The sequence below is a fragment of the Plantibacter sp. PA-3-X8 genome (assembly GCF_003856975.1).
GTDB lineage: Bacteria > Actinomycetota > Actinomycetes > Actinomycetales > Microbacteriaceae > Plantibacter > Plantibacter auratus.
This window is the reverse complement of the sequence record NZ_CP033107.1, coordinates 1238346-1263800: the sequence shown is the minus strand read 5'-3', so window position 1 is coordinate 1263800 and position 25455 is coordinate 1238346. Positions and strand designations below refer to the sequence as shown.

Sequence of the window (25455 nt, the reverse complement as noted above, 5' to 3'; positions counted from 1 at the left end):
AGGGTTGATTTGAAGTGAGGCGACCGTGACGAGCGAACCGACCACCATGCACATCGGCGAACTCGCCGAGCGCACCGGACTCTCGCTCCGCACGCTGCGGCACTACGACGACGTCGGTCTAGTCTCGGCCTCCGCGCGCACCGAGGGCGGATTCCGCTTGTACACGCAGGACGACTACGACCGCCTCATCCTCATCCGGCGCATGAAACCGCTCGGCTTCTCGCTTGAGGAGATGGCCGAGCTCCTCCGGGTGATCGACGCCATGGACACGGCACCCGACGACGACACCCGCGCGATCCTCGACGGCTTCATCACCGACGCGGCCGAGCGCCGCGCCAAGCTACAACAGCAGCTCGCGATGGCGGACGAGTTCGTGTCACTCCTCGAAGCCCGCCGCTGATCAGCAACGATCCCGCCCGAGGTGACGATGGTCACCCCGGACGGGATCGATGCCGTGTCGGCGCGGGCTAGGCGGCGACGCGTCGGCGACGGACGACCAGCCACGCGCCGGCTGCGAGGAACAGCCCGGCCAGACCCAGGAATCCGACGACCGAGACACCGGTGGTCGACAGCGCACCAGGACCGGAGCCCGCAGCGCCGGGAGCCGCGGCATCCGCAGCCAGGACGGTCAGCGCCGCCTCGGCCGTGATGCCGGAGTCCGCACCCAGCGCCTGCAAGGTGTGTGCACCCGGCACCACCGTAGCGGGCACGGTGAGCGTCGCAACGAACGCACCCGAAGCGTCCGCGACGACGGTCCCGAGGTCGGTCGGGGTGGAGAACAGCGTGAACCGAACCTGCTCCCCCGCGGCGAAGCCGGACCCGGACACCGAGATCGACTCACCCACCCGCACCGACGGCTGGTCGATCGTCAGCGTGCCCTCGGCACCGGGCACCGCGATCCGCTGCGGGCCGACGCTCTCGAGGGTCGGGACGACCGGGTTCATGAGGCCCGTCTCCGGGTCGAACGTCAGCCGGTCGATCGTCGTCTCGCGGTGCTGGCCGTCACCACCCGGGATGGCGAACCGGTGGTAGACGATGTACCAGTCGTCGGTGCCCGGCACGTTCAGGATCGAGCTGTGACCGGTGGCGAGGATGCCGAGTTCGGGCTGCTTCTGCAGGATCACACCGCGGTACGTCCACGGGCCGTCCACACTCGTCGCCGTCGCGTACCCGACCCGGTAGTTCTCCGAACCGGTGTCGTCGATCGAGTACGTCAAGTGGTAGATCCCGTCCCGGTAGTTGACGAAGGCACCCTCGCGGAAGTCGGTCAGGCCGTCGATGCGCTTGAGCGTGTCGGCCTTGATCGACAGCATGTCGTCCGACAGCTCGGCGTACACCGGCGAGCCGTTGCCCCAGAACAGGTAGCTCTTCCCCGTCACCGGGTCGGTGAACGTGGCCGGGTCGATCGCCTGTCCCGAGGTCACCGCTTCGTCGTTGAGGATCATCGCGTTCGGCTGAGCCGTGAACGGACCGGCCGGGCTGTCCGCGACGGCGACACCGATGGTCTTCCGGTCGACCGAGGGGTTGTGTCCGCTGAAGTAGAAGAAGAACTTCCCGTCCTTCTCCCCGATCGTCGGTGCCCAGGCGTTGCCGGTCGCCCACGGCACGTTCCCGTTCGCGCCGTCGAGCGTGAGGATCGGCTCCGCCGAGCGCTCCCAGTCGACGAGGTCCTTCGACGACCAGACGAAGAACTCCTTGCCACCCCAACCGGCGAAGCCGTCGGTGGTCGCATAGATGTAGTAGGTGTCGCCCCAGACGAAGACGTTCGGGTCGGCGTAGAGACCGGGGATGACCGGGCTCTTCATCTCGACGGCCCGCATCGTCCACGTCACGGCCTCACCCGAGGTCGGCGTCAACGTCACGGTCACCGGGCTGCTGAGGTCGACGGCGGTCCCCGAGGCGGGGCTCGCCGTGACACCGGCCGCGGTCGTGAAGGTCGGGCTCAAGGCGGTGCGGTCCGTCCCGGGCTGTACCGGGAAGACGACCTCGTGGCGGTCGTTGTCCACGATCGGAGCGGTCTTGAGCACGTCCTCCTCGAGGCCGATGTCGGTCAGCGCCGCGGTGTTCCCGGAGCCGGCGAGCACCTCGTCCGCCGAGAGCGCGCGGTTGTAGATCGCGAATTCACGGAACGCGCCCTTCAGGCGGTTGTCGGCGTCGTAGTTCGAGCGGCCCAGGTAATTGGCGCTCGTCCACCCGCCGCCGATGTCGCCCGGATCCGACGTCACGGTTCCGGTGCCGACGGCGATGCCGTCGAGGTAGATCGTGGCCGTCGTGCCCTGCACCGTGTACGTCAGCTTCGCCCAGCGACCGCGCGTCAGGTCCTTGCCCTGCGACACCGTCTGCTCCGTGCTCCAGTTGCCGGTCGCGAGGCTCGTCCGGTACGCGTTGCCGGTGCTGAACAGGTAGCCGTCGCCGGCGCCACCCGTGGTGTTGCCGAGCCCGTAGATGAAGTACGGGTTGGCCTGTGTCGGGTCGATCCAGACCTCCGCCTCCACCGTGACGTCCTTCACACCGGCGAGCAGGTTGTCCGGCAGCTTGACGTAGTCGTCGCCGCCGTCCAGCTGCAGCGCACCGTCGGAGAAGCTCGCGCCGCCTTCGACCGCCGCGTCGAGGCCGTTGCCGGACACGTCGTTGAGCGTCGAGCCCGCGGAGCCGGCGAAGTCGTACCGGACGATCTCGCCGTCCTCGTTCGCGGGCACCGGCTCGGGTGCTCCGCCGAGGCTGTCCTCGAGCAGCTGCAGCTCTGCGGCCGTGACCGGGAGCACGGTACCGTGGCGCGGGCTCGCGGGCAGGTCGTAGTCCTTCGCGACCTGCCAGTCCGGGTTCGCGATGTCCTCGGTCTCGAGCGGGATGTAGCCGCGTCCGCCGTACTCGTCGACGAAGAGGTAGAACTTGTCACCGTTGACGTCGCCGGGGTTGGCGGCGAACGCCGTCGGTCCCTCGACCGCGCTGGTACCGGCGTCGCGGCCGATGCAGCTGTCGAGCACTGTCCAGGACTCGAGCGTGGCCCGCAGGTCCGTCGAGGACTCCTGGATGATGTCGGCGCAACCGGTGCCGCCGGCACCCTCGTCCTTCGTGAAGCGGTAGTAGGTGTCGCTCGACTTGATCACCGTGGAGTCGATCCGCGAGACACCCTGGTCCTGCCAGACCTGCGGCTCGCTGAACGTCGTGAAGTCGCGGGTGGTCGCGTACATCATGCGGTGGTAGCTGTTCCCGGTGTGGTCCGGGTCGTCGGCGCCGTAGAGCGACGAAGCCCAGAAGACCACGTACGCGCCGATGGTGTCGTCGTAGTACGCCTCAGGCGCCCAGGTGTTGCCGGCGTTCTCCGGTGCGACATCGATGTGCCGCTGGTCGGACCAGGTCACGAGGTCGTGGGACTCCCACACCTCGAGGTAGTGGCTGCCCTTCCGGACCGAGTCACCCCAGGACGTGCCACTGCCGATCGAGAGGTCGGTGGCGATGAGGTAGAAGGTGTCGCCCTCGGGAGAGCGGATGAGGAACGGGTCGCGCAGCCCCTTCGTCCCCTCGTCCGAGGTGAGGACCGGGCGTCCGGCGTTGAGTTCGTTCCAGTCGAGCGCGTTGTTGCCCTCACTGGCGGCGAAGTAGATGTTCTCGCCGGCGAGCGAGTTGCCGGTGAAGTAGGCGAACGCATAGCCCTCGTAATCGGGGGCCGCGATCGCGGCGCGGACGGTCGCCGTGAACTCGCGCGTCGCGGTCGCCTCGCCCTGGCTCAGCGTGGCGGTCAGGGTGACGGTGGTGTCCGTGGCGGGCCGCGTCACGACACCGTCGGTGGTGATCACGGTGGTGTCCGACGACGCCCAGGCGATGTCGATCCCCTCGGGGGCTCCCGGCAGGGTCAGATTGCCGCGCACGTCGTCGACGTTCGCGATCGAGAGCGCCGCCGCGGCGGCGTCCAGATCCTCCTGCGCCGTGGGGGCGGCTCGGAAGCCGGACTGGGATGTCGCTGCCGGGGCGGTCCCCGGCGACACCGCTGCGGCGGCGCCGGAGGCACCGACGAGCGGCAGGATCAGGGCCGCGATGGAGGTCGCGACGACCGTTTTGAGGCGCAGTTGTCTCATGGGGGTTGGTTCTCCTGGTTCGGCGTCGTTGTCGAGCGGGGTGGAACGGGTGCTGCTGCGGGGGAGGGCGGGCGTCAGGTCTTGCGTTTGCGCGAGACCACGAGTCGCTGGAGGAGGACGAAGACGAGCAGGATGCCGCCGGTGATGATGGTCGTCGCCTCCGGCGGGATGCTGCCGTCGCGGGTGATGAGCACGTTCATGAGGCCGAGGACGAGCGCGCCGACGACGGAGCCGAGGACGAAGCCGGCGCCTCCGGTCAGCAGCGTGCCGCCGATGATGACCGCGGCGATGGCGTCGAGCTCCCAGCCGACGCCCGTGATGTTCTGGGCGATGCCGAGCTTCGAGGTGTAGACGACGGCCGCGAGACCGGCCAGCGTGCCGCTGATCACGTAGACCATGAGCTTCGTGCGGACGACGGGCAGCCCCATGAGGAGCGCCGACTGCTCCGAGCCGCCGATCGCGTAGACGGTCCGGCCGAGGCGGGTCTTGTGGAGCACCACGAACGCCGCGGCGACGACGAGCAGGGCGATCAGGACGTTCGGGGTGGTGATGAGGTCGTTGATCTTCGGGCCGTCGATCACCTTCCACTCGGTGGACAGCGAACGGATCGGCGAGTCGTCGGCGAGACGCTCCGGGGTGGTGCTGAGCATCGACGCGAGACCGCGCCCGAGGAACATCATCGCGAGGGTGGCGATGAACGGTTGCACGTTGAAGTACTGCACGAGCACGCCCGAGAACACGCCGAACGCGGAGCCGATCAGGATCATGATCACCATGACCGCGATCGGGTTCCAGCCCGAGTTCGCGAGCATCACCCCGATCAGACTGCTGATGGCGATGATCGCACCGACGGAGAGGTCCACGCCGCCCGTGAGGATCACGAAGGTGAGTCCGACGGCGAGGATGATCAGGTAGGCGTTGTTGATGAGCAGGTTCGAGATCGTGCTGGCCTGGACGATCCGTCCGTAGGCGATCTCGCCGTAGACGACCATGCCGATGAAGATGACGACGGCCGCCAGGGTGGGCAGGGTCTCGAGGTTGGGCGTCAGCCGGGACAGCAGCGAGCGCCGCGGGAGCACCGGAGCGTCGGGTGCCGGTCGGTCGGTGAGGGTGCTCATGCTGACACCGTTTCCTTTCGCGTGGGGACCGACGCCGTGGGCGTCGTCCGGGACTTCCGCCGGGCGAACAGGGCTCTCACGCGCTGTGACTGGAGGAGGCAGATGATCACGATCACGACGGCCTTGAACGCCGGCGTCGCCGAGGAGGGGATGGAGAGGAACACGATCGTCTTGTCGAGGGTCGCGATGAGGAGCGCGCCGATCACGCTGCCGGTGAGGGAGAACTTGCCGCCGGCGAGCGAGGTGCCACCGATGACGACCGCGAGGATGGCGTCCATCTCCGCGTTCAACCCGGTCTTCGCCACCTCGACCGTCATGACGCTGGCGGTGCTGAAGATCCCGGCGACACCCGCGAGGACGGCGCTCACGATGTAGACGGCGATGAGGATGCCGATGGGGCGGATACCCGCCATCCGGGCGGCGCGCGGGTTGATGCCGATCGACTCGATCATCAGGCCGAGCGCGGTGCGCCGGACGAGGAACGCGACGATCGCGACGATGACACCGGCGATGATGAAGACCACGGGGAAGCCGAACACGGTGCCGTTGGCGAGCCAGCGGAAGGGCTCGTTCGTGGCGGAGGTGTTCTGCCCCGAGGTGATGACCTTCGCGAGGCCGCGACCGGCGAGCATCGTGATCAGCGTGGTGATGAACGGCTGCAGGCCGACGATCGAGACGAGCACTCCGTTGACGGTGCCGAGGAAGGCGCTCACGGCGAGCGCGAGCAGCGCTGCGACGATGGCCGAACCCGCGTCGCCACCGCTCTGGTTGCTCATGAACTCCATCGACACGGCGCCGGAGACGGCCATGACGGAACCGACCGAGAGGTCGATGCCGCGGGTGGCGATCACGAGCGTCATCCCGACCGCGATCATCATGATCGGGGCGCTCGCGCGGAGGATGTCGATGGGGTTGCCCGACAGGTTGCCGGTCGTGCCGTTGACGGAGACCCCGAGGTAGCCGGGGTCCTTGACGAGGTTGATGATGAGGAGGAGCAGCAACGTCACGATCGCCCAGATGTAGGGCTGGTGGACGATGGTGCTGACGACGCCGCGGGCGGAGCCCTGGCCTCCGCGTGCGGAGGAACCGGAACGGGCCGGTCCCTGACTGGTGGCGCTCACGTGGCGCTCCCTTCGGTGGCGATCAGGTCGACGATGGTGTCTGCGGTGACTTCGGGTCCGTTGACGATCTCGCCGATCTTACGGTGGTCCTTCAGCACGACGATCCGCTCGCTCAACCGCACGACCTCCTCGAGCTCGGAGGAGATGAACACGACGGACATCCCGTCCTCGGCGAGCGCGGCGATCGCCTCCTGGATCTCGGCCTTGGCGCCGACATCGATGCCGCGGGTCGGCTCGTCGAGCACGATGAGCTGCGGCTTCGTCGCCAACCATCGACCGAGGAGCACCTTCTGCTGGTTACCACCGGAGAGGTTCTTGATGGGTCGTTCCGGGTCGGAGGGGCGGACGTTGAGTTCGAGCAGGTACTTGTCGCAGAGCTCGTTCTGCTCGCGGCGGGAGAGCGGGCGCGCCCAGCCCCTGCGGGCCTGGACGGCGAGGATGAGGTTCTCCCGCACGGTCAGGTCGCCGATGATGCCTTCGTCGCGTCGGTTCTCCGTGGAGAAGGCGATCTGCTTCGACAGGCCGGCCATGGGCGTGTGGACCTCGGCGGTCGTGCCGTCGATCGTGACCGTGCCGGAGTCCGGACGGTCAGCGCCGTAGATGAGCCGACCGAGCTCGGTGCGGCCCGACCCGAGGAGCCCGGCGAGACCGACGACCTCGCCGGCGTGGACCTCGATGTCGACGGGGTCGATCGAGCCCTTCCGCCCGAGGTCCTTGGCGCTGTAGAACGCCGGGGTGTCGGCTGTGGCGGTCCGGCCGCGGTTGGAACCCAGGGCGGCGAGCGCGCCGTAGTCCTTGCCGATCATCTTGGAGATGAGCTCGGTGCGGTTGAGGTCGGCGGTGCGGTACTCCCCGACGAACTCACCGTTGCGGAGCACCGTGAGTCGGTCGCTGATCGCGTAGACCTGGTCGAGGAAGTGGGAGACGAAGAGGATCGCGACGCCCTGGTCGCGCAGTCGGCGCATGACCTGGAAGAGGCCCTCCACCTCGTTGGCGTCGAGGCTGGAGGTCGGCTCGTCGAGGATGAGCACCTTCGACTTGGTGACCATGGCCCGGCTGATCGCGACGAGCTGTTGCAGCGCGAGCGAGATGCTCGAGAGCGGCTGCTTGGGGTCGATGTGCCCGAGGCCGAGCCCGACGAGCGCTTCGTGTGCAGCTTCGTGGGTGCGGCGCCAGTTGATGCCGAAGGGACCGCGGACCTCGTGGCCGAGCATCACGTTCTCGCCGACGGTGAGGTTGTCGCAGAGGTTCACTTCTTGATAGACGGTCGAGATGCCGGCGCTCTGCGCGTCCGCCGTTCCGGAGAAGGAACGGGGGCCTCCGGCGACCAGGATCGTACCGGAGTCGATCTTGTACACACCGGTGAGCGCCTTGATGAGCGTCGACTTGCCGGCGCCGTTCTCGCCCATGAGCGTGTGGACCTCGCCGGGGAAGAGACGGAAGTCCACGTCTTGCAGGGCTTTGACGCCTGGGAACTCGATGGAGATGTGCTGCATCTCGACGATCGGCTCGGTGATTGCCATGTCTGCCTGGTCGTTCTGCCGGTCGATCCGGCGTCGTCGCCGGGGAGTCTGGTCCCCGGGAAGCGGGTGGGCGGTCGCCCGGCAGCGAGGGAGTGGCTGCCGGGCGACCGGGTCGGATCAGTAGGCGCGTTCGGGCAGTGCTGCCGTCGCGGCGTCCGGGGAGTCGAACGTGACGCTCGGCACCACGATGTCCGATTCGACCTTGTCGCCGGCGAGTGCCTTCTTGACGATGTCGATCGCGGTCTCACCGAACAGCGGGTTGTACTCGGCGACGAAGCTCAGGCGTCCGGCGGCGAGTGCTTCGAGCGCAGCCTTGGTGCCGTCGATCGTGATGATCTTGACGTCGGTTCCGGGCTTCAGGCCGGCCTCCTCGACGGCGAGTGCAGCGCCGAGGCCCATCTCGTCGTTCTGTGCGAAAACGAGCTGGACGTCGTTGTTGTTCGCCTTGAGGATGGTCTCGAAGACGCTCTTCGCCTCTTCGGTGGACCAGTTGGCCGACTGCGACTCGAGCTTGGTGAAGTTCGGGTCGATGGTGTCGTCCCAGCCCTTGTTGCGGTCGTTGACGACGGAGAGGCCGGGAGGGCCCTCGAGGACGACGTACTTGGCGCCGTCGGGGAACTGACCGTTCGCCCACTCGGCGGCCGAGGCGCTGATGCCGACGTTGTCGGGGGCGATGCGGCTCGTGTAGAGCTCGGTGTCGTTCGGCTCGATGCCGCGGTCCAGCAGGACCACGGGGATCTCGGCCTCCTTCGCGCGCTCCAGGACGCTCTCCCAGCCGGTCGCCTCGGTGGCGGACAGCAGGATGGCGTCGACGCCCTCGTCGATGAACGAGGTGAAGGCGGTGATCTGCGAGTTCTGGTCGCCGTTCGTCGCCGGTGCGTACTTGAGGTCGAAGCCGTTCTCCTTCGAGAACGAGTCCTGGATGTTCTTCTCGTTCGCGGTGCGCCATCCGCCTTCGGGACCGACGGCCACGAAGCCGATGGTGGTGAGTTCGCCGTCGGAACCGGCGTCGCCGTCGGAGCTTCCGGAACCGCTCGAGCAGGCGGTCGCGCTGAACGCGAGAGCGCCGACCAGGGCGAGGCCCGCGAGTGCGCGGACACGTGTTGTCTTGAACATTGTTCTCCTCTTTGAGACCCGCGGTCCCGACGATGGGTGCGGCGTGAATGTGACGTGCGTGGTGCTGCGGTGACGCAGGTGGTCGGTGATTGTTAGCGATCACATCTGCGTTGTGCTGAACATTAGCCACGGCTCGAAGTGGTTGTCAACAGGCAATGTTAGCCCTCACAATTCTTCCGGAGCGGCCTCCCGGCGGCGCCACCGTGCGCGCTAGAGTCAGGTGATCAGCGGACACCCCGGCCGCGACCACCTCGATGGAGAGCTGCAGATGACCTCGCCCACGCCACTCGTGCAGTTGCGCGGTGTCTCCGTGAGCTTCCCCGGTGTCAAGGCGCTCGACGACGTCGACCTCCGGTTGTTCCCCGGCGAGGTCCACTCCCTCATGGGCGAGAACGGAGCGGGGAAGTCGACCCTGATCAAGTCGCTGACCGGGGTCCATCGGATCGACAGCGGAAGCATCCTCCTCGAGGGACGCGAGGTCTCGTTCTCGAGCGTCGCCGACGCCCAGGCGCACGGGATCAGCACCGTCTACCAGGAGGTCAACCTCCTCCCCAACCTGACCGTCGCCGAGAACATCCTCCTGGGCCGCGAACCACGCCACGCCTGGGGAGGGATCTCGGGGAGGCGGATGCGCGAGCGCGCCCGCGAACTGCTCGCCGTCGTCGGACTCGACATCGACCCGGCCTCGCAGCTCTCCGCCCACCCGCCGGCGATCCAGCAGCTCGTCGCGATCGTCCGGGCGATCGCCGTGCGCACCAAGGTGCTCGTCCTCGACGAACCGACCTCGAGCCTCGACAACGACGAGGTCACCGAACTGTTCCGGGTCATCTCGATCCTCAAGACCGAGGGCGTCGCGATCCTCTTCATCTCGCACTTCCTCGACCAGGTCTACGAGATCTCCGACCGACTCACCGTGCTGCGGGAGGGGCGTCTCGTCGGGGAGTACCTCCCACACGAACTGCTCCGGATCGACCTCGTCCACAAGATGATCGGCAAGGAGCTCGCGACCTTCGACGAGATCCGACGCGGGCTCGACACCTCCGACGAGGGCGACGCCCTGGACGGTGAGGACCCGTTCGTCGCGGCGATCGGGCTCGGGCGCCAGGGTGCGATCGAACCGATCGACCTGAAGGTCTACGAGGGCGAGATCGTCGGCATCGCCGGCCTGCTCGGCTCAGGACGGACGGAGCTCGCCAGACTCCTGACCGGCGTCGACCGGGCCGACACCGGCTCGGTGGAGGTGGCCGGGAGGGCCACCCGCCTCGGATCCCCGCGTCGCGCCCTCAAGCAACGGATCGTCTACGCGTCGGAGAACCGTCGCACCGAGGGGATCATCGGCGACCTCAGCCTGCGCGACAACATCGCGCTGGCCCTCCAGGCGGACCTCGGGTGGTTCAGACGGATCCCGCTGCGTCGGCAGAACGAACTGGCCGAGAGCTACATCCAGGCGATGGGTATCAAACCCGCTAATCCAGATGCCCTCATGAAGGAGCTCTCAGGCGGGAACCAGCAGAAGGTACTCTTGGCGAGGTGGCTCGCGCTCGCTCCTCGGCTGCTCGTGCTCGATGAACCGACCCGAGGCATCGACATCGGCGCCAAGGCCGAGATCCAGAAGCTCGTGACCCGGCTCGCCGAGAACGGTCTGTCGGTCGTGTTCATCTCAGCCGAACTCGAGGAGGTCCTGCGCATCAGCCACCGGATCGCCGTGCTGCGCGACCGACGGAAGGTCGCCGACCTCCCGAACTACGACCTCACCGTCTCGAAGCTGCTGGCCGCGATCTCGGAGGGGCCGGACGAGGCCCCGCCGGAACCGATCACGACCGCCGACGACGAGAGGGGACCGCGTGGCTGAGCCGTCCCGTCATGCGACGATCTTCGACGTCGCGCGGCTCGCGGGGGTCTCGCACCAGACCGTCTCACGGGTGCTCAACGACCTCCCGAACGTGCGCCCGGCGACGAAGGCGCGGGTCGACGAAGCGATCAAGCAGCTGCGCTACGTCCCCTCCCCCGCCGCCCGGACGCTCGTCACGAAGCGATCCCGGACCATCGGCCTCATCGCCACCGGCGGCACCGAGTTCGGGCCCTCGTCCTCGGTCCTGCACTTCAACGCCGCGGCCCGCGACGCCCGCTGGTCGGTCTTCACCGCGAACATGGTGGACAGCGACCCGGGTTCCGCGCGTGCAGCGGTCGAGGGGTTCCTGCGCCAGAACGTCGAGGGGATCGCCGTGATCAGCGCACGCGAGGGGGTCACCGACATCGTGGCGGGGATGGAACTCAGCGTGCCGCTCGTGGCCCTGCACGCCACGCCACGTGCAGGTATGGTCACCGTCGGCGTCGACCAGTACGCCGGCGCGCGTGCCGCGACCGCCCATCTCATCGGGCTCGGCCACCGGCGCATCGGGCACCTCGCCGGACCACCGGACGCGATCGACGCCCGCGAGCGCGAGCGCGGCTGGCGAGACGAACTCGCCACCGCGGGTCTCGTCGCTCAGGTCGTCGGGACCGGCGACTGGACGCCGACCTCCGGATACGCTCTCGGCCGTCAGCTGGACGACGAGGTCACCGCGGTGTTCGCCGCCAACGACCAGATGGCTCTCGGGCTCATGCACTCGCTCACCGAACGCGGACTCCGGGTCCCGCTCGACTTCAGCGTCGTGGGGTTCGACGACATCCCCGAGGCGGAGCACCTCTCGCCGCCGCTCACCACCGTGCGGCAGGACTTCGAACAGGTCGGCCGGACGCTGCTCGCGACCCTGCTCGACCACGTCAACGGAGAACCCCCGGGAGCGGTGCCACCCTCGGTACCGGAGCTGATCCTGCGCGACTCCACGGCGACGGCGAACGCCGAGCGCTTGGCGAGGCGCCGGGTCGACGTCCCCTGAGCACCTCCGGTCCCTGAGCCTCAGCCGGCCCCTGCCCCACACCGGTCCCTCAGCCCCATCCCGGTCCCTGAGCCTGTCGAAGGGCGAATTCCCAGGTACCCCGTCCACCCCCTGACCTACACTTGTCGGAGCAGGGGGAGTACTCCTTCGCGACATGCTCGTCAGTACGGATCCGCCATCGGGTCCCGGGGTGTCGGCTCTCATCGAGAGTGGAGAAGACCGTGTTCCGACCATCGCGTCGGAGTCCCGTCCTCGAGCCCCTGGAGCCACCATGGCCGTCACCCCGCTGATCTGGATCATCACCATCGGTGTCACGATCCTCTTCTTCGTCTACGAGTTCTTCGCGCACGTGCGGAAGCCCCACGAACCGACGATCGCCGAGTCGGCACGCTGGTCGATCTTCTACGTCAGCCTCGCCCTGCTGTTCGGCGTCGGCATCGGCCTCGTCTCCGGCTGGACGTACGGCGGCGAGTACTTCGCCGGGTACCTGACCGAGAAGGCGCTGTCGATCGACAACCTGTTCGTCTTCCTCATCGTCATGGCCGGGTTCGCCGTCCCGAAGGCGTACCAGCAGAAGGTGCTGATGATCGGCATCATCATCGCGCTCATCATGCGCGGCGCGTTCATCGCCGTCGGCGCCGCACTCATCGAGAACTACTCCTGGATCTTCTACCTGATGGGCGCGCTGCTGCTGTTCCTCGCGTACCGCCAAGCATTCGGCAGCCACGAGAGCGACCCGGCCAACGGCAAGGTCGTGGGATTCGCCCGCCGCATCCTCCCGATCACCGACACCTATCACGGTGACCGACTCTCGGTGAGGATCGACGGCAAGCGCTTCTTCACGCCGATGCTGCTGACGATCGTCGCGATCGGGTTCGTCGACCTCGTGTTCGCGGTCGACTCGATCCCCGCGATCTACGGCCTCACCGAGCAGGCGTACATCGTGTTCACCGCGAACGCCTTCGCCCTGATGGGCCTCCGCCAGCTGTTCTTCCTCATCGGTGGTCTGCTGGAACGCCTCGTCTACCTCGCCCAGGGGCTCGCCGTCATCCTCGCCTTCATCGGCGTGAAGCTCGTGTTCCACGCCCTCCACGTGAACGAGCTGCCGTTCATCAACGGCGGTCAGCACATCGACTGGATCCCCGACATCCCGATCTGGTTCTCGCTGCTCTTCATCGCCGCGACCATCACCGTGGCGACGGTGGCCTCGCTCGCGAAGACCCGCCGCGACGCACGAGCGGGCCTCGAGCGGTAGGGGTCGACCGACCGCACATGCGCTCCTCTGCTGAGCGCATGTGCGGTCGCCTCGTCGTCGGAGCAGCCGGCGGCCTCCTAACCGTTCAGGACTTTGAGACTCCGGCTCCATGCCTGTGTCGCGACCTGCACGGCGTCCCACGGGGAGCCGAGTGGCGGCGTGTACGAGAGGTCAAGGTCGCTCATCGCGTCAACCGTCATGCCGTGGTGCAGGGCGGTGGCGTAGGTGTCGACGCGTTTCGCGATCTCCGCGCCGCGGGTGCCGACGAGCTGCGCACCGAGCAACAGCCCGCTGTCGGTCGCTCCGGTGATGCGGATGCTGATCGGTGTTGCGCCCGGGTAGTAGGCCTTGTGGTCGTCCGCGATCGCCGTGGAGCTGTGCGGCGTGTATCCGGCCGCGACCGCTTCGTGGTCACGGAGCCCGGTGCGAGCGGCAACCAGGTCGAAGACCTTCACCACTTGGGTGCCGAGGCTGCCGGCGAAGCGGGTGTTGCCGCCGATCGCGTTCTCGCCAGCGACCCGGCCCTGCTTGTGCGACGTCGTGCCGAGCGGCAGATACGTGACGCCCAGCAGGCGGTGGTGGGTGACGATGCCGTCGCCCGCCGCCCAGACGTGCGGCAGGCCGGTGCGCATCTGCTCGTCGACGACCACCGCACCACCCGGCCCAGTTGCAGCGCCGGCCTCCGTGAGCAGGCTCGTGTTCGGCCGGACGCCGACGACGACGAGCACGAGCTCGGCGCTGCGCTCGAACGGCCGTCCGTCCTGCAGGCCGGTCACGGCGAGACCACTGTTCGTCTTGCTGAGGTGCTCCACGCGGGTGTCGGTGATGACGTTCACGCCGTGGCGGGTGAGTTCGTCGTGGACGAGGGAACCGAGTTCTGGGTCGAGGGTGGAGAGCACTTCGGGGCCGCGCTGCAGCTGGGTGACCTGGAGGCCGCGGACGGTGAGGGCTTCGGCCATTTCCAGGCCCACGTACCCGGCACCGACGATGATCGCGGTCTCCGGCTGGTGGGTGTCCAGGTAGTGCTCGAGGGCGAAGGTGTCGCCCATCGAGTGCAGCAGATGCACGCCGTCTGCGGGGCCGAGCTGGTCGAGGCCGGTGATGCCGGCGGTGGAGGGTGAGGCTCCGGTGCCGACCATGAGTTCGTCGTAGGCGATGGTCGACTCCGTCCCGTGTTCGTCGCGGACGGTGAGGCGCTGGCCGGCGACATCGATACCGGTCGCAAGCGTGTTCAAGCGCAGGTTCATGCCGGTGGCTTCGAGGTCGGCGTGGGTGCGGTGCGCGAGGGACTGCCAGGGCTGGACCTCGCGGGAGAAGTAGTAGGGGATGCCGCAGATGGAGAAGTTCGGGTAGGCGTCAGCGACGATCACCGTCACGTCCACGGAGGGGTCGAGCTCCCGGGCGCGGAGGGCGGTGGAGATACCGGCGTCACTGCCGCCGATGACTGCGAGATGCATGAGGGTGCCTTTCAGAGCTGAGCTGCAGGTTGTGGAGCCACGGCCGCAGCGGTGCTGCGCGCGGGAGTCGGATAGAGCACGAGCACCAGGCCGACCCCAAGGGTCGCGCCGATGAGTTGCGCGAGGATGAACGGGCCGACCGAGGCCGGGGCGATCCCGGCGAAGGTGTCGGTGAACATGCGGGCGATCGTCACGGCCGGGTTCGCGAACGACGTCGAGCTGGTGAACCAGTACGCCGCCCCGATGTAGCCACCGACCGCGGCCGCGGTCACCGCGCCCTTCCCGGAGCGAGCTAGGGCGAAGATCACCAGGATGAGCCCGGCAGCCGCGACGACCTCACCGAGCAACGTCTCAGCGCTCGCCCGGTCCGTCGTGGAGAGCACTGGTGCTGTGCCGAACATCGCCCCGGCCAGTACGGTGCCAGCGATTCCGCCAACGATCTGCGCGGCCACATACGGCGCGACGTCGCGCACCGGCAGACCGTGCGGGGTGCCGCGGCTCACCCACCAGTCCACGAGTGACACCACCGGGTTGAAGTGTGCGCCGGAGACCGGGACCAGGGTGAGGATCAGCACGGCGAGCCCGAGCGCGGTCGTCAGGCTGTTCTGCAGCAGCTGCAGCCCGACGTCATCCGGGGACAGTCGTTGCGCCATGATCCCGGAGCCGACGACGATCGCCACCAGGAGTCCGGTGCCGACGAACTCGGCAAGCATCCGACGCAGCAGATGCGGTCGGACCGGGATGGGAGCGGGATTCGATGGGTTCATGGCGGCATCATCTTGACTCACAAAGTTACTTCAGTCAATATTGAACCAATGAACGTCGAACGAACTGAAGTGGTCGAAGCGCGGGCTGCGAAGCACGCCGCGCTGAGCGATCCCACGCGCCTACAGATGATCGATCTGCTGACGTTGGGTGACCTGTCCCCGACGGAGATCCGGGTCGCACTCGGCACGCCGGGTAACCTGCTCACGCACCACCTGAACGTTCTCGAATCCGTCGGCATGATCACCCGCACGACGTCCGAAGGCGACAAGCGACGCAGCTACGTCCACCTCACCCCTGGCGAGTTCGACGGCCTGATGCCCGGCGCTGCAGGCACGGCCAGCCGAGTCGTGTTCGTGTGCTCCGCGAACTCTGCACGCTCACAACTCGCCGCCGCCCTCTGGGCGCGGCAGAGCACCATCCCCGTCGCCTCCGGTGGCACCCACCCGGCCGAACAGATCGCCCCTGGCGCGATCGCTGCTGCCGCACGCCACCAGCTCGCCCTCCCGTCGAGTGCGCCGAGCGCATTGGACGCGGTGCTGGGTGATGGGGACTTCGTCATCACGGTCTGCGATAACGCGCACGAGGAGATCGGCGTCACGGGCGATCTGCACTGGTCGATCCCCGACCCGGTACGCGCCGGCACCGATGCCGCGTTCGACGCCGCCTACACCGAACTGGAGCGCCGCATCGCGGACCTCGCTCCCCGCCTGCTCGCCTCCTGATCAGAAAGCACCAGCACCCTCATGACCACGACCAAGCCCGTCGTCCTGTTCATCTGCCAGCACAACGCCGGCCGTTCCCAACTCGGCGCGGCCCTCCTCGAACACCTCGCCGGAGACCGCTTCACCGCCACCTCAGCAGGCCTCGCTCCGTCGGATGCTGTGAACCCTGCGGTCGCCGCGACCGTCGCTGAGCTCGGCCTCGACATCACCGACCGATTGCCACGCGCGGTCACTGCCGCTGACCTGGATCAGGCCGACGTCGTGGTGCTCATGAAGCCCGGCCTGACCTTGCCTGCCACCCCGCGCGGCGAGGTGTTGGCCTGGTCGTTCCCGAACCCCGAGGCCTGGGATGTCGAAGCCGTGCGCCCGCTGCGGGAAGCCGTGGCCGAGCAGATCCGCACTGAGCTGCTCACCCGGTAGCTCCCGCAGCAAGCGGTCAGACGCTTGCTGGTGCGCGACCGATCTGCAGCACCTGCTCCGGCACCGCGCAGCATGAGCCACCCAGCGACGCACCAGCGGCATCGAACAGGCCGGCCCCGCCACACACGCCGGTGTCCGGGAGGACCAGTTCTACGCGCTCGGCCGCAGCCTGGTCGCCGGCGAGGGCTGCGACGACGGAGCGGACCTGCTCGTAGCCGGTCATCGCGAGGAACGTCGGCGCCCGCCCGTAGGACTTCGCGCCGACGATGTAGAAGTCCGGTTCCGGCTGCTCGAGATCCTTCGCACCGGTTGCGGCAACCGAGCCGCAGGAGTGCAGGTTCGGGTCGACCTCGACCGCGATCCGCACTGGAGCCTGCAGCGTCGGATCCAGCTCGATCCGCAGCTCCGACAGGAACGACAGATCAGGGCGGAACCCGGTCAGCACGACCACCCGATCAGCGGCGGGCAGCTCGCGGCCGTCCTCCGACACCAACACGGTCTGGTCACCGTCGCGCGTCACGCGCTCGACGCGGAAGCCCGTGACGAGGTTGATGAGGCCACCGTCGACGAGTTCCTTCGCCTTTACGCCCAGCGCCCCACGGGCGGGCAGCTCGTCAGCGTTGCCGCCGCCGAAGGTGTTCCCGACCGTGCCGCGGCGCAGCACCCAGGTGACCGTGGTGTCCGGGTTGCGGCGTACGATCCGCGCGAGCGCGATGACCGCGGTGACCGCGGAGTGGCCGGAGCCGACGACGACGGTGTGCTTGCCCTCGAACCCGGCCCGATCCCGGAAGTCCGGGATCCGGTAGCTGAGCTTCTCGGACGCGGCCCGCTCCCCGAGTGCCGGCAGACCGTCCGCCCCAGCCGGGTTGGGCGTCGACCAGGTGCCCGAGGCGTCGATGACCGCCCGAGCGTCGAGGCGGTACTCGCCGTCCGCGGACTCCACGTGCACCGTGAACGGCTGCTCTGCCCGGCCGGCGTCCACGAGCCGATCGCGACCACGACGAGACACCCCGACAACACGAGCGTCGAACCGCACCCGCTCTCCCAGGGCGTCAGCGAGCGGCGCGAGGTAGGAGCTGATCCACTGCGCGCCAGTCGGGTACCCCGTCGTCGGCGCCGTCCAGCCGGTCGGTGCGAGCAGTCGAGCGGATGCCGCGTCGACCAGCTCGGACCAGTCGGAGAACAACCGCACGTGACCCCACTCCGACACCGCCGCAGCAGCCGAGGAACCGGCCTCGAGGACCAGCACCGGAACGTCGCGCTCCACCAAGTGCGCTGCAGCAGCCAGCCCCTGCGGCCCTGCACCGATCACGACCACGGGCAGCTCGTTCACCATCATCAGCTCCAATCGACAACCATCAATGCATCGAGACTGATCGATACATCGACAGATGTCAATACGACGTGTCAGAATGTGTCCATGCTGATCGAACTGCCCCTCCTGGAAGCCGACGCCACAGCGTGCTGCACCCCCGTGACCGGCGGGGTGCTCGCGCTCGACGAAGCCGAGCGGATCGCGCACACCTTCAAAGCGCTCGGTGACCCGACCCGTGTCCGGCTGCTGTCGCTGATCGCAGCGAGCGAGGGCGGGGAGGCGTGCATCTGCGACCTCACCGAGCCCGTCGGGCTCTCGCAGCCCACCGTGTCGCACCACATGAAGATCCTCGTCGACGCCGGGCTCGCAACCCGCGAACAGCGCGGCCGCTGGGCGTACTTCCGCGTCATCACCGACGGGCTCGAACGCGCCTCCCAGGCGATCCGCCCGTGACCGACGCCGTCACCATCCGTCCGCTCGACGCCGCCGACTGGGCTGCGGTCGAGACCATCTACCGCGAGGGCATCGCCACCGGCAACGCCACCTTCGAGGCCGATGCACCGAGCTGGGAACAGTTCGACGCAGGCAAGCTGACCATCGGCCGACTCGTCGCCGTTGATGATTTGGGTTCGGTCGTCGGGTGGGTCGCCGCATCGCCGGTCTCTGCGCGCGAGGCGTACCGCGGCGTGGTCGAGCACTCTGTGTACGTCGCCGCGGCAGCGGCAGGACGCGGCGTCGGAACACGGCTGCTCTCGGCATTCATCGCGGCCGCTGATGACGCCGGGATCTGGACAATCCAATCGAGCATCTTCCCCGAGAACATCCCGAGCCTGGTCCTGCACGAACGAGTCGGGTTCCGCACGATCGGGCATCGCGAGCGGATCGCCCGCATGAGTTATGGACCCTACGCCGGACGCTGGCGTGACACGGTACTCCTCGAGCGGCGGGCCCCTTCACCTCCGCTTGACGTGTGAGAACTCTCGTAACCTGGTGCCCCTCGGCCGAATAGTCGCCCGCTGCCGGGGAGGCCTCGACCTCACGGTTCCCCGCTTCTATGCTGAGCGCATGTGCGGTCGCTTCGTCGTCACCGATTCCACGTCCACCCTCCTCGCGGACCTCGTGGCCGAGTTCGAGGCGCCTGCGCCCGACTACAACGTCGCGCCCACCACCGAGGTGACGGTGGTCCGCACCCGGCACGAGGAACGGACCGCGACCAGCGCCCGTTGGGGCTTCGTCCCCGGCTGGGCCAAGGACTTCGCGAAGCAACGGCCACAACCCATCAACGCGCGTATGGAGACGGTCGCGACCGCCTCCATGTTCCGCAAGGCCTTCGCCTCGGCACGGTGCATCGTCCCGGCCAGCGGGTACTACGAGTGGGTCGTCACCGAGACCGGCAAGCAGCCCCACTTCATCCACGACCCCGAGGCCGCGCTCGCGATGGCGGGCATCATCAGTGCCTGGCCCGACCCCAGCAAACCTGAGGGCGACCCGGACACGTGGCGTCTGTCGATGGCGATCATCACGCGGGACGCGCACGTCTCACCGGGCGAGGTCCACGACCGCATGCCCGCCTGCCTCACCCCCGACGGCTACGACGACTGGCTCGGCGACCACCTCGACACCGACCAGCTGTTGCAGCTGCTCGACCGGGAGTCCTTCGCGGTCGCCCACGACCTGACCCACTACGAGGTGACGCGCGACGTGAACAACGTCCGTAACACGGGCCCGCACCTCATCGAGCCGCTCCCGGCCTGAGTGTCAGCTCAGGGCGGGTGTCGCGTCCGTTCGGGATCCGGCCTGCCGCTCGTCTGTCCTCTTGATCACCCAGTACACGACCGCGACGGCGAGGATACCGATGACCGGCGTCAGATAGGCCGCCCAGGGCGTGCCGAGCGGGGCGAAGCCCACCGAGAACGCGGCGACGTCCCAGATGCCGTGCAACGCCATCGCCCAGATGAGGGAGCCGGTCACCCGCCGCACGATGTAAAAGCAGGTGCCCGACATCGCGGCGAGGACCACTTGTCCGAGCGTGTTGAGGAATGGAGCGCCGAGTGCTGCATTGACCAGATGCATGGCTCCGAAGAGCAGGGAGGTCAGCAGCCACACCCACACTTCGGAAAGACGTGAGCGGAACGCCGTCAGCAGCAGACCGCGCGACATCAGCTCCTCACAGAACCCGACCGCCAGGCCCAGCGCGAGCAGGGAGAGGAGGAACGACGGGTCGAACCTCGACCAGTCGGTGTTGACCAAGTTCGCCACGGCGACGACCAGCATGAGCGCGGGGACGAAGATCGGCCACTTGTGGTGGGAGCGTCTCCGCTCGAACAGGGCAGGCCTCCACCACCCCAACAGCCAGGTGGTGATGGTCAGTAGCACCGCACCGACCGCCAGGTCGAGCACCGCCCCTCGCCACGTGAACTCTGCGGACGTCCCGATCTCGGTGTACGCCACCCCACTGAGCTTCGATACGACGAAGATGACGGCGACGTAACCGACGTAGATCGCCAGGCCAATCCAGACACGAGGGGTGACGCGCATAGGCTGTTGCCTTCCAATCGGCGGGGAATCGACGCTCCAATGTATCGGGCGCAAGTGCTCGAATCGATGATCGTCTCAGCGCTTCCGATAGCGGGCCGATCAGCGTGCGACGAGCTGAGACACGCGGCCTCGCGAGACGCCGAGGATCGCGGCGGAGTCCGTCACGGAGAATCCCGCTTCGCGAAGATGCCGAGCCGCTGCACGTGCGCGGGCTGCCGCCGCGGCGGACGCTGCCGTCGCTTCCTCGGTAGCGGAACGCGCGGCGACGACCTCGTCATAGAGGGCACCGATTTCAGGAATCACGGTCACCACCCACCCGCTGTGATCAACGCCGGGGTCGTCGGTGTCGAGATAGTCGCGGATCTGCTGCTCGGCCTTGTCGAGCGTTGCGACCTGGCTGACCGGCTCACCATCGAGGTGAAGTTCCCAACCGTGTTCCCACTTGTACGCCATCGCTGTGATGTTCATCGCTTCGACTCGTCCTTCCTCGATGCCTCGATCGTCTGCAACACCTTCCGAACCAGACCCGGCGACACGTCCCTCGCCTGAGTGATGGTGACACGGAACGGGCCGTTCGACCAGTTCTCATGGTCGCCCTTCCCCTGTCGTGGCGCGAACCCCGCGTCCCGCAGCAGAGCGACTATCGCCTTGTACCTCATCGGCTTGACCATCACGGTAGTTTAGGGGGGCTATATCGTCAATGTCTAGGTCCCCTAGACAACACGTGTCGGAGAGGTCGAATCAGGGCCATTGCCCAGGTCCCAGCTTCCTCACAGACGCTCGTCTAAGCTAGACGAGCGTCTGACTCAGACGATCGTCTAGCGGCCCGATCGACGGGCCCTCCACCTCGAAGGAGCGCTCGTGAGCGGTCTGCGCCAGTACGCGATGAACCAGGTCCGCGACGAGATCATCGACGCCGCCGGGCTCGAGTTCGGCCGGAACGGCTACGCCGGGACGTCGTTCTCCGGCATCGCGTCCGTCATGGGCAAGCCGAAATCGGTCATCGGGTACCACCTGTTCCCGTCGAAGCGGAGTCTCGCGCACGCGGTGATCGCCGAGCAGGACGAGCGGTGGCAGGCGGCGGACGCGCGGATCGGGGTGCCCTACGGCGCACTCCGCTGGGTGACGATGATCCTCGCCTCGGCGCAGGAAGCGCAGCGATCCCGCATCGCGATGGGCGCCATCCGGCTCCTGCATGAACTGCCACGGATGGACGACCCGGTCTACACGGTGTTCGACTGGCGGGCATACACCCGCACGAACCTCCGCATGGAGGCCGCAGCGCACGATCTCGACCTCCCGGACCTCGACGGCGTCGCAGACGTCCTGCTCGACGCCTGCTTCGGACTCGTCACCACGACGGTCGGCGACGACGATGCGGCCGAGCTCAGCGAGCGACTGATCACGCTGATCCGGCCGATCCTCGCGACCGTCGACCCCGCCGGCGCTGCAGCCACGACGACCGCCGCAGCGGCCGCTCATGAGCTCGTCGCCGGACCGGCCGAGCACTGACCCTCCCCCGAGCACCGACCCCTCCCCCGAACCCGTCTCCGCAATCGGAAGGACGCCCATGTCCCAGATCGACGCCATGCCGAACGGCACCACCCGCAGCACCACGGTCACGGATCGGGTACACCTCGTGCAGGGTCCGTCCGTCAACTGGATCATCGTCGAGGGCGACCTCGGGCCGGTCCTCATCGACACCGGCTACCCCGGCGACGGCGCGGCCGTCACCGCGACCCTCGGCGCGCTCGGCTACGCGGTCGAGGACGTGCAGGCGATCCTCCTCACCCACGGACACAGCGACCACATCGGCAACGCGACGTTCATCGCCGGGTTGGCGGAGTGTGACATCCTCGCGTCCCGCGACGAGATCCCCAACGTCCGCCGGGAGGTGCTCGAGCAGGTCGGACTCGCCGACGTGCAGCCGCATCTGGAACGTCCCGGGGTCGCCGCCTGGGTCAGCCATGCCGTCGAGGCCGGCGGACTCGAGGTCGTGCCGCCGACGTCGGTCACCGCGATCGAGGACGTGCCCGAGCTCCGCGCGACCCTCGGTGTCGCGGTCCGCCCGCTCCCCCTCCCCGGCCACACGCGCGGGCACCTCGGATTCCTCCTCGTCGAGCACGGCGTCCTCGTCGCGGGCGACGCACTCGTCACCGCGCACCCCACCAGCCCGCACGGCGGCCCGCAGTTGCTCCCCGAGATGTTCCACGGCGATCTCCAGCGCGCCCGCCAGTCGTTGACCACGCTGGCCGGACTCCCGGCCTCCGTCGTGCTGCCGGGACACGGCCCGGCGTTCTTCGGCTCGCCGGCGCAGGCAGCGGCCGAAGCCCTCGCCTTCGGGAGTGCGTTCTGAACCTCCGGCTCCCCGTCGGACCCCTGCGATAGCGTTGGCCACGTCCCCGAACCCGGATCCCGAGCCACGAGGAAGTGACCATGAAGAACCCGTTCCGCCGCGACGGCAGCCCGAACAACGACAGCCCGGTCGATGAGCAGACCGGCGCCCCGGAGCAGCCGAGCCAGGGCCGCACCCTCGAACCCGCTCCCGAGGTTCTCGCCGAGCTCGATGCACTGAACGAGGCCTGCCGGGCGGCGCCGGACGACATCGACGCTCAGATCCGACTCTGGCGGGCGGTCGCCGCACTCGACCGGTGGGTCTTCATCAACCGTGGCCCGGAGGACAACCCGCGGCCGTACGCACTCGCAGCGCAACCGGGGAACCTGATCGGCATCTACAGCAGCGGGAAACGAGCGCAGGAGGCCGCGTACGCGAACGGGCTGGTCCCGCCGGACGCCACGGTGTCGCTGCTCGCGGTCCCGATGCCTGCGGCGATCGACTGGGTCCGGTCCTTCGGCGAGCACGGGGTCGTCGGCGTGACCATCGACTACCCGCGCCTCGGCGCCTGGTGCCCGCTGCAGAACCTGGCGGGGCTCAGGCCCACGGACACCCAGGGCTGACGCCGACTCCGAGGAGGACCACGATGCACGGCTCGGAGCTGCAGGACCGGGCGGCCCGCCGCGCCGACGAACTCCCCGGTGCGGAGCTGACGCACCCGTTCGGCGAGGAGTGGGACGTCTACAAGGTCCGCGGCAAGGTCTTCATGCTGCAGACGGGGGCGACGGGCGAACCCATCGTCACCCTGAAGGCGAGGCCCGAGGACAGTCACAGTCTGCGCGAGGCCTTCCCCGACATCATCCCCGGATATCACATGAACAAACGGCACTGGATCTCGCTCAAGCCGGACGGCGAGCTCGAACCGGCGTTCGTCGACGACCTCGTCACGGAGTCGTACCTGCTCGTCGTCGAGGGGCTGCCGAAGCGACTGCGCCCGGTCGATCCCGCCACGTTCGGACAACGCCACGACGGCTGAACACCGGGCAGGCAGTGCGCTCAGACCGGGATGCGCCTCGCGCCGGTGCCGGTGTCGCCGAGCTCGTCATCGGGGTTGAGGAGCGTGCACGCCTTCATCGAGAGGCAGCCGCAGCCGATGCAGCCGGTGAGCTCGCGTTCGAGTTGCTCGATCCCGCGCCGACGCTGTTCGAGGACCTTCTGCCAGCGGCGGGAGGCACGCTGCCAGTCCTCGTGACTCGGGGTGCTGGAGAGCGGCACGTCGGCGAACGCCTCCGCCACGTCTTCGAGCGGGATACCGAGGCGCTTCGCGACCGAGATGAGCGCGACGCGACGCAGCATGTGCCGGGGGTATCGCCGCTGGTTGCCGGCGGTCCGCTCGGAACCGATGAGGCCGAGCCGCTCGTAGTAGTGCAGCGCCGACACCGCGACGCCGGTGCGACGACTCATCTCGCCGACACTGAGCAACTCGTCCGGACTGTGCACAGTATCCCACCCTCGTTCCTCGCATCGACCTCAAGCCGCCTTCAGGTCCGACGCTCGTCTCGACGGTACACGAGCGGGTCAGGGCGGATGGGGTGCGCTCCCCACTGCGACGTGAGTGAACTTGTATACGTCGAAGCGCCTCCTGCGCCGGGTGTTCACCGTCAGCCCCATACCCTGAACGCATGCCACGACCCAGAGCGCGCGTCTACGTCGACGGCTTCAATCTCTACCGCCGATTGCTCACGGGCAGACCACACCTGAAGTGGCTGGACCTGCCGAAACTCTCCGAACGGCTCCTGCCTGGGTATGACATCGATCTGGTGCGCTACTTCACGGCGATGCTTCGGCCGGGAATGGCAATCGATCCTCAGACACCTGTGCGTCAGCAGATGTATCTGCGTGCGGTCCGGGCCGACCCTCGCGTCGAGGTCCATCTCGGGACGTTCCGCAACGACAAGCGTCACATGCCCCTCCACCCAGTGACCATCGACCCAGTGACGGGACGCCACAGGACCGTCGCCGTCCGCAAACTTGAGGAGAAGGGTTCGGACGTCAATCTGGCGTCAAGGATGATCGCCGACGCACACGCGGACACTGCCGACCTCTACGTCATGCTGTCGAACGACTCCGACCTGGCCGGGCCGATCTCGATGCTCAAGCACGAGCTCGGGTACCGGACTGGCATCATCTTTCCGATGCCGACCGCCCGCCTCTCGAAAGAACTGGTGAAGACGGCCCCTGATGTCATCGGCACCATTGAAGAATCCGACCTCAGCGCCTGTCAGTATCCCGACCAGCTCACCGATGCCGTGGGCAGATTCCATCGCCCGCCCGCTTGGTCGACCACTTAAATTCCGAAGGCCCCAACGAGTGGGGCCTTCTAACCGGTAACCGAAGTATCCGGGGGTGTGTAGATCCATCATACCTCCAGCATCCGCCTCCGGCAGAGGTTGTGGAGGGTTGCCCGGAACACGACGTTCCGTAGGCTGGAGGGGTGAAGCTCATCGCCACCGTCCGCGACCGCGCGACCATCACCACCGAAGCCTCCGCACCCGACGTCGCCGCCCTGCGTGCCGCCGTCCTCGCCTCCACCCCGCCCGGGCACGCCCTCGCCGGGCTGCACGGCGGCGGTCGAGTGAACGGCGACCTCGTCGGCACCGCGGTCTTCCGACCGACGGCAACCCGCACCATCGAGGCAGAGGGTCGCGACTACCCGAGCGCTCGCAAAGCCCTCGAGGCGCTCGTGCCGGAGGAGCAGGTCGTCCTCTCCGTCCACGCCGTGGACCAGTAGGACGCGACGGCACGA

General features: G+C 68.0%; 27 protein-coding genes. 15 read left to right on the top strand and 12 right to left on the bottom strand.

What is annotated here, in order from left to right:
- Positions 1 to 46 precede the first annotated feature (46 nt).
- Entirely contained in the window at positions 47 to 400 is a 354-nt protein-coding gene (locus tag EAO79_RS06060; RefSeq protein WP_121291167.1) for a MerR family transcriptional regulator, read from the top strand.
- Between the two features lie 67 nt (positions 401 to 467).
- On the opposite strand, the gene EAO79_RS06055 is transcribed toward EAO79_RS06060, so the two are convergent.
- The 5 genes from EAO79_RS06055 to EAO79_RS06035 all read right to left on the bottom strand — a co-directional run bounded on the left by EAO79_RS06055 (position 468) and on the right by EAO79_RS06035 (position 8957).
- Positions 468 to 4079 carry a family 43 glycosylhydrolase gene (locus tag EAO79_RS06055; protein ID WP_124768369.1) on the bottom strand — a complete coding sequence of 1204 codons (3612 nt, stop codon included), beginning with the start codon at positions 4077 to 4079 and terminating at the stop codon, positions 468 to 470.
- Positions 4080 to 4153: 74 nt separating this feature from the next.
- A complete protein-coding gene (locus tag EAO79_RS06050) occupies positions 4154 to 5197 on the bottom strand; it encodes an ABC transporter permease (RefSeq protein ID WP_079704715.1) in 1044 nt (347 codons plus the stop codon).
- The gene (locus tag EAO79_RS06045) at positions 5194 to 6318 is read right to left on the bottom strand and encodes an ABC transporter permease (RefSeq protein WP_124768368.1); all 1125 of its coding nucleotides are present in this window, start codon (positions 6316 to 6318) and stop codon (positions 5194 to 5196) included. Before EAO79_RS06045 ends, EAO79_RS06050 begins: the two co-directional genes overlap by 4 nt.
- Complete coding sequence (locus tag EAO79_RS06040) at positions 6315 to 7841, bottom strand: sugar ABC transporter ATP-binding protein (protein WP_079704714.1); 1527 nt, start codon at positions 7839 to 7841, stop codon at positions 6315 to 6317. The genes EAO79_RS06045 and EAO79_RS06040 overlap by 4 nt, the downstream gene beginning before the upstream one ends.
- Positions 7842 to 7958: 117 nt before the next feature.
- Complete coding sequence (locus EAO79_RS06035) at positions 7959 to 8957, bottom strand: ABC transporter substrate-binding protein (RefSeq protein ID WP_086472835.1); 999 nt, start codon at positions 8955 to 8957, stop codon at positions 7959 to 7961.
- A 268-nt stretch (positions 8958 to 9225) separates the two neighbouring features.
- On the opposite strand from EAO79_RS06035, the gene EAO79_RS06030 reads away from it, so the two are divergent.
- The 3 genes from EAO79_RS06030 to EAO79_RS06020 all read left to right on the top strand — a co-directional run bounded on the left by EAO79_RS06030 (position 9226) and on the right by EAO79_RS06020 (position 13094).
- Positions 9226 to 10809 (top strand): sugar ABC transporter ATP-binding protein, encoded by a 1584-nt coding sequence (locus tag EAO79_RS06030; RefSeq protein WP_124768367.1) that lies wholly within the window; start codon positions 9226 to 9228, stop codon positions 10807 to 10809.
- Complete coding sequence (locus EAO79_RS06025; RefSeq protein ID WP_086472833.1) at positions 10802 to 11839, top strand: LacI family DNA-binding transcriptional regulator; 1038 nt, start codon at positions 10802 to 10804, stop codon at positions 11837 to 11839. The genes EAO79_RS06030 and EAO79_RS06025 overlap by 8 nt, the downstream gene beginning before the upstream one ends.
- A gap of 271 nt (positions 11840 to 12110) precedes the next feature.
- Positions 12111 to 13094 carry a TerC family protein gene (locus EAO79_RS06020; RefSeq protein ID WP_124768366.1) on the top strand — a complete coding sequence of 328 codons (984 nt, stop codon included), beginning with the start codon at positions 12111 to 12113 and terminating at the stop codon, positions 13092 to 13094.
- 77 nt (positions 13095 to 13171) lie between these two features.
- On the opposite strand, the gene EAO79_RS06015 is transcribed toward EAO79_RS06020, so the two are convergent.
- Complete coding sequence (locus EAO79_RS06015; RefSeq protein WP_124768365.1) at positions 13172 to 14551, bottom strand: FAD-dependent oxidoreductase; 1380 nt, start codon at positions 14549 to 14551, stop codon at positions 13172 to 13174.
- Between the two features lie 11 nt (positions 14552 to 14562).
- Positions 14563 to 15318 carry an MIP/aquaporin family protein gene (locus EAO79_RS06010; protein ID WP_241160997.1) on the bottom strand — a complete coding sequence of 252 codons (756 nt, stop codon included), beginning with the start codon at positions 15316 to 15318 and terminating at the stop codon, positions 14563 to 14565.
- Positions 15319 to 15366: 48 nt separating this feature from the next.
- On the opposite strand from EAO79_RS06010, the gene EAO79_RS06005 reads away from it, so the two are divergent.
- Together EAO79_RS06005 and EAO79_RS06000 are read left to right on the top strand one after the other, a co-directional pair.
- Complete coding sequence (locus tag EAO79_RS06005; protein WP_124768364.1) at positions 15367 to 16041, top strand: helix-turn-helix domain-containing protein; 675 nt, start codon at positions 15367 to 15369, stop codon at positions 16039 to 16041.
- A gap of 21 nt (positions 16042 to 16062) precedes the next feature.
- The gene (locus EAO79_RS06000; protein ID WP_124768363.1) at positions 16063 to 16461 is read left to right on the top strand and encodes a low molecular weight phosphatase family protein; all 399 of its coding nucleotides are present in this window, start codon (positions 16063 to 16065) and stop codon (positions 16459 to 16461) included.
- A gap of 16 nt (positions 16462 to 16477) precedes the next feature.
- On the opposite strand, the gene EAO79_RS05995 is transcribed toward EAO79_RS06000, so the two are convergent.
- The gene (locus tag EAO79_RS05995) at positions 16478 to 17797 is read right to left on the bottom strand and encodes an NAD(P)-binding domain-containing protein (protein WP_124768362.1); all 1320 of its coding nucleotides are present in this window, start codon (positions 17795 to 17797) and stop codon (positions 16478 to 16480) included.
- An 84-nt stretch (positions 17798 to 17881) separates the two neighbouring features.
- Between EAO79_RS05995 and EAO79_RS05990 the strand changes: the two genes are divergently transcribed.
- From EAO79_RS05990 to EAO79_RS05980, 3 genes are all read left to right on the top strand, one after another.
- Entirely contained in the window at positions 17882 to 18229 is a 348-nt protein-coding gene (locus EAO79_RS05990) for a helix-turn-helix transcriptional regulator (RefSeq protein WP_206428291.1), read from the top strand.
- Positions 18226 to 18750, top strand: coding sequence for a GNAT family N-acetyltransferase (locus EAO79_RS05985; protein WP_124768361.1), 525 nt, complete (start codon positions 18226 to 18228; stop codon positions 18748 to 18750). The genes EAO79_RS05990 and EAO79_RS05985 overlap by 4 nt, the downstream gene beginning before the upstream one ends.
- Before the next feature lie 91 nt (positions 18751 to 18841).
- Positions 18842 to 19531 carry an SOS response-associated peptidase gene (locus tag EAO79_RS05980; protein WP_124768360.1) on the top strand — a complete coding sequence of 230 codons (690 nt, stop codon included), beginning with the start codon at positions 18842 to 18844 and terminating at the stop codon, positions 19529 to 19531.
- A gap of 3 nt (positions 19532 to 19534) precedes the next feature.
- Here EAO79_RS05980 and EAO79_RS05975 read toward each other — a convergent pair whose 3' ends face one another.
- The 3 genes from EAO79_RS05975 to EAO79_RS05965 all read right to left on the bottom strand — a co-directional run bounded on the left by EAO79_RS05975 (position 19535) and on the right by EAO79_RS05965 (position 20985).
- Positions 19535 to 20314, bottom strand: coding sequence for a CPBP family intramembrane glutamic endopeptidase (locus EAO79_RS05975; protein WP_241160996.1), 780 nt, complete (start codon positions 20312 to 20314; stop codon positions 19535 to 19537).
- 99 nt (positions 20315 to 20413) lie between these two features.
- A complete protein-coding gene (locus EAO79_RS05970; protein ID WP_124768359.1) occupies positions 20414 to 20782 on the bottom strand; it encodes an antitoxin HicB in 369 nt (122 codons plus the stop codon).
- A complete protein-coding gene (locus tag EAO79_RS05965; protein ID WP_124768358.1) occupies positions 20779 to 20985 on the bottom strand; it encodes a type II toxin-antitoxin system HicA family toxin in 207 nt (68 codons plus the stop codon). The genes EAO79_RS05970 and EAO79_RS05965 overlap by 4 nt, the downstream gene beginning before the upstream one ends.
- A 190-nt stretch (positions 20986 to 21175) precedes the next feature.
- Between EAO79_RS05965 and EAO79_RS05960 the strand changes: the two genes are divergently transcribed.
- The 4 genes from EAO79_RS05960 (at position 21176) to EAO79_RS05945 (ending at position 23685) form a co-directional block, all read left to right on the top strand.
- Positions 21176 to 21826, top strand: coding sequence for a TetR/AcrR family transcriptional regulator (locus EAO79_RS05960; protein ID WP_124768357.1), 651 nt, complete (start codon positions 21176 to 21178; stop codon positions 21824 to 21826).
- A 58-nt stretch (positions 21827 to 21884) separates the two neighbouring features.
- Positions 21885 to 22670: an MBL fold metallo-hydrolase gene (locus EAO79_RS05955; RefSeq protein ID WP_164486905.1), complete on the top strand. Its 786-nt coding sequence runs from the start codon at positions 21885 to 21887 to the stop codon at positions 22668 to 22670.
- An 80-nt stretch (positions 22671 to 22750) separates the two neighbouring features.
- Entirely contained in the window at positions 22751 to 23272 is a 522-nt protein-coding gene (locus tag EAO79_RS05950) for a hypothetical protein (protein WP_206428290.1), read from the top strand.
- 23 nt (positions 23273 to 23295) lie between these two features.
- The gene (locus EAO79_RS05945; RefSeq protein WP_124768355.1) at positions 23296 to 23685 is read left to right on the top strand and encodes an MmcQ/YjbR family DNA-binding protein; all 390 of its coding nucleotides are present in this window, start codon (positions 23296 to 23298) and stop codon (positions 23683 to 23685) included.
- A gap of 20 nt (positions 23686 to 23705) precedes the next feature.
- On the opposite strand, the gene soxR is transcribed toward EAO79_RS05945, so the two are convergent.
- The gene (soxR, locus tag EAO79_RS05940; RefSeq protein ID WP_255377972.1) at positions 23706 to 24149 is read right to left on the bottom strand and encodes a redox-sensitive transcriptional activator SoxR; all 444 of its coding nucleotides are present in this window, start codon (positions 24147 to 24149) and stop codon (positions 23706 to 23708) included.
- Positions 24150 to 24331: 182 nt separating this feature from the next.
- Here soxR and EAO79_RS05935 point away from each other — a divergent pair, with 182 nt between their 5' ends.
- Positions 24332 to 25000: an NYN domain-containing protein gene (locus EAO79_RS05935; RefSeq protein WP_124768354.1), complete on the top strand. Its 669-nt coding sequence runs from the start codon at positions 24332 to 24334 to the stop codon at positions 24998 to 25000.
- A 143-nt stretch (positions 25001 to 25143) separates the two neighbouring features.
- Positions 25144 to 25440, top strand: a complete 297-nt coding sequence (locus EAO79_RS05930; RefSeq protein ID WP_079704698.1) for a hypothetical protein — start codon at positions 25144 to 25146, stop codon at positions 25438 to 25440.
- Positions 25441 to 25455: the final 15 nt, after the last annotated feature.

Coding starts and splice junctions, on each gene's coding strand:
- EAO79_RS06010 (WP_241160997.1), bottom strand. CDS start 15,318: ATGAACCCATCGAATCCCGCTCCCATCCCGGTCCGACCGCATCTGCTG.
- EAO79_RS06055 (WP_124768369.1), bottom strand. CDS start 4,079: ATGAGACAACTGCGCCTCAAAACGGTCGTCGCGACCTCCATCGCGGCC.
- EAO79_RS06030 (WP_124768367.1), top strand. CDS start 9,226: ATGACCTCGCCCACGCCACTCGTGCAGTTGCGCGGTGTCTCCGTGAGC.
- EAO79_RS05995 (WP_124768362.1), bottom strand. CDS start 17,797: ATGGTGAACGAGCTGCCCGTGGTCGTGATCGGTGCAGGGCCGCAGGGG.
- EAO79_RS05965 (WP_124768358.1), bottom strand. CDS start 20,985: ATGGTCAAGCCGATGAGGTACAAGGCGATAGTCGCTCTGCTGCGGGAC.
- EAO79_RS05955 (WP_164486905.1), top strand. CDS start 21,885: ATGTCCCAGATCGACGCCATGCCGAACGGCACCACCCGCAGCACCACG.
- EAO79_RS06040 (WP_079704714.1), bottom strand. CDS start 7,841: ATGGCAATCACCGAGCCGATCGTCGAGATGCAGCACATCTCCATCGAG.
- EAO79_RS06020 (WP_124768366.1), top strand. CDS start 12,111: ATGGCCGTCACCCCGCTGATCTGGATCATCACCATCGGTGTCACGATC.
- EAO79_RS06015 (WP_124768365.1), bottom strand. CDS start 14,551: ATGCATCTCGCAGTCATCGGCGGCAGTGACGCCGGTATCTCCACCGCC.
- EAO79_RS05990 (WP_206428291.1), top strand. CDS start 17,882: ATGCTGATCGAACTGCCCCTCCTGGAAGCCGACGCCACAGCGTGCTGC.
- EAO79_RS05945 (WP_124768355.1), top strand. CDS start 23,296: ATGCACGGCTCGGAGCTGCAGGACCGGGCGGCCCGCCGCGCCGACGAA.
- EAO79_RS06035 (WP_086472835.1), bottom strand. CDS start 8,957: ATGTTCAAGACAACACGTGTCCGCGCACTCGCGGGCCTCGCCCTGGTC.
- EAO79_RS06005 (WP_124768364.1), top strand. CDS start 15,367: ATGAACGTCGAACGAACTGAAGTGGTCGAAGCGCGGGCTGCGAAGCAC.
- EAO79_RS06060 (WP_121291167.1), top strand. CDS start 47: ATGCACATCGGCGAACTCGCCGAGCGCACCGGACTCTCGCTCCGCACG.
- EAO79_RS06050 (WP_079704715.1), bottom strand. CDS start 5,197: ATGAGCACCCTCACCGACCGACCGGCACCCGACGCTCCGGTGCTCCCG.
- EAO79_RS05970 (WP_124768359.1), bottom strand. CDS start 20,782: ATGAACATCACAGCGATGGCGTACAAGTGGGAACACGGTTGGGAACTT.
- EAO79_RS05975 (WP_241160996.1), bottom strand. CDS start 20,314: ATGCGCGTCACCCCTCGTGTCTGGATTGGCCTGGCGATCTACGTCGGT.
- EAO79_RS05950 (WP_206428290.1), top strand. CDS start 22,751: ATGAAGAACCCGTTCCGCCGCGACGGCAGCCCGAACAACGACAGCCCG.
- EAO79_RS05980 (WP_124768360.1), top strand. CDS start 18,842: ATGTGCGGTCGCTTCGTCGTCACCGATTCCACGTCCACCCTCCTCGCG.
- EAO79_RS06000 (WP_124768363.1), top strand. CDS start 16,063: ATGACCACGACCAAGCCCGTCGTCCTGTTCATCTGCCAGCACAACGCC.
- EAO79_RS05935 (WP_124768354.1), top strand. CDS start 24,332: ATGCCACGACCCAGAGCGCGCGTCTACGTCGACGGCTTCAATCTCTAC.